This window comes from Ignavibacteria bacterium (assembly GCA_016873845.1).
Lineage (GTDB): Bacteria > Bacteroidota > Ignavibacteria > Ch128b > Ch128b > JAHJVF01.
On sequence record VGVX01000147.1, the window covers coordinates 1 to 2,149 of the forward strand.

Below are 2,149 nucleotides of genomic sequence, written 5' to 3' on the forward strand. Positions count from 1 at the left end.
TAGTAAAAAAAATGGAACAACGAGTTCTTTTAAATACAAATAAAATAATTGTCTATACCAGACAGCTTAAAGAACATTTGTTGATCAATTATCCCTTTTTATCTTCGGAGGATATTAAAATTATTCCTCATGGATTTGATGAAGAAGATTTTCAAATTAATTTTCCATCATCTAAGCCGAAAAATAAAATGAGACTTACATACAGCGGAGTCTTTTATGATGAGCGTACTCCAAAATTTTTTATTGAAGCTGTTAAAAAGTTGTTTTTTGAAAAACCAGAACTTTCTAATAAAATCGAATTTTGTTTTGTTGGAAATTTCAAGAAGAAGTATGAAAGACTTATTTCCGATGTTAACTTGTTCAATGCCTTTAATATTGTAGGATATATCGAACATAAAGATTCTGTCAAGTATTTACTCGATTCAGATGTGTTATGGTTAATGATTCGTCATTCTAAAAATCCTCATCTTGTTGCAACGAGCAAACTGTATGAATATTTTGGAGCAAAAAAGCCGATACTCGGGTGCGTACCTGAAGGGGCGGCTTCGCAATTGTTAAGAGAATATGAAGCTTCAATCATTACTTCTCCCGAAGATGTGGATGGAATCAAAAATGCAATCGTGAAATTTTATGAGTTATTTTCTAAGAAGCAGCTGCCGAAACCAAAAGATGATTTCGTCCAGCGGTTTAATAGAAAATATCTTACCCAAGAGTTAATTAAAGAATTTCAATTTCAATTGGAAGCATGAAATTAAACGTTGTAGTAATAGGTTCAGGTGGAAGGGAAGACGCGCTTTGCTGGAAGTTAGCACAAAGTCCTTTACTTAATAAATTGTTTGCACTGCCTGGAAATCCTGGAACTATGAGGTTTGCTGAAAATATCGATCTAAATATTACAGACTTTAACGAGATTTCAAATTTCTGTATTAAAAATATAATTGATTTGGTAGTTGTTGGACCGGAAGTTCCGCTTGTAAATGGTTTAGCCGACCATCTATTAAGTTTTGGCATTAAAGTATTTGGCCCGACAAAATCAGCCGCTGAGATAGAGGGGAGTAAGGTATTCGCAAAATATTTAATGAAAAAATATGATATTCCTACTGCAAGCTATGAGACATTCAATGTAAATCAAAGAAATGAGGCAATACAATATCTTCAGAGAGTTTCATATCCAACTGTTATTAAAGTCGATGGATTAGCCGCTGGTAAGGGGGTTACTATTTGCAACGATTACGATTCAGCTCAGAAAATAATAGACAAAATATTTTTAGGTAAACTATTTGGCGATGCCGGCAATAAAATTGTGATTGAAGAATTTCTAACCGGTGAGGAAGTATCTGTCTTTGTTTTGACTGATGGAGAGAAATATATTTTGTTAAATCCAGCTCAGGATTACAAAAAAGTTTACGATGGTGATAGAGGGAAAAACACAGGCGGTATGGGTTCATACTCATTTTCAAGTATACTCGATGAGGATAAAATTAGAGAAATCCAAAAGAAAATTGTTGAACCAACTTTAATTGGGCTCAAAACTGAAGGTCGAAAATTTTCAGGATGTCTTTATTGCGGTTTAATTGAAACAGTAAATGGAATCAAGGTCATTGAGTTTAATTGCAGATTTGGTGATCCAGAAACACAAGTTGTAGTGCAAACTCTTAAATCAGACCTGCTGCAGATTATATATGAAATAGCTTCTGGAGAATTGAAATCTTTTGATATAATTAATCGAGGTGCGGCAATCTGTGTTGTATTAACTTCGGATGGTTATCCCGATACTTTCGAAAAGGGATTTGAAATCTTTGGATTAAGCGAAGTTGAAGAAATAGAAAACATCAGAGTATTTCATGCTGGGACTAAATTTGAAGATTCAATATTAATTACAAACGGAGGAAGAGTATTAAACATTACTGCATCATCTCAAACAAAACATTTTTCTGAGTTAGTAGAATTGGTTTACAATGCCGCTGAAAAAATCCAATTCGAGAATAAATATTTTCGAAGCGATATTGGAAAGAAAGGAATTAGAGAGTTCAAACCTGAACAATGAATATAACCAACGCAACGAGAATTGCTATCTCAATTTCAAAATTTAATTAAAACGAAAAATATTCTCGGATTCTTAGTTCTAATCAGCTCAACTCCAACTTTT

General features: G+C 33.2%; 2 protein-coding genes. Both read left to right on the forward strand.

The genetic code is table 11. The features are described 5' to 3' along the window. Positions 1-11 precede the first annotated feature (11 nt). The gene (locus FJ213_13395) at positions 12-749 is read left to right on the forward strand and encodes a glycosyltransferase family 4 protein (protein ID MBM4177147.1); all 738 of its coding nucleotides are present in this window, start codon (positions 12-14) and stop codon (positions 747-749) included. Continuing rightward, a complete protein-coding gene (purD, locus tag FJ213_13400) occupies positions 746-2,047 on the forward strand; it encodes a phosphoribosylamine--glycine ligase (protein ID MBM4177148.1) in 1,302 nt (433 codons plus the stop codon). The genes FJ213_13395 and purD overlap by 4 nt, the downstream gene beginning before the upstream one ends. Positions 2,048-2,149 lie beyond the last annotated feature (102 nt).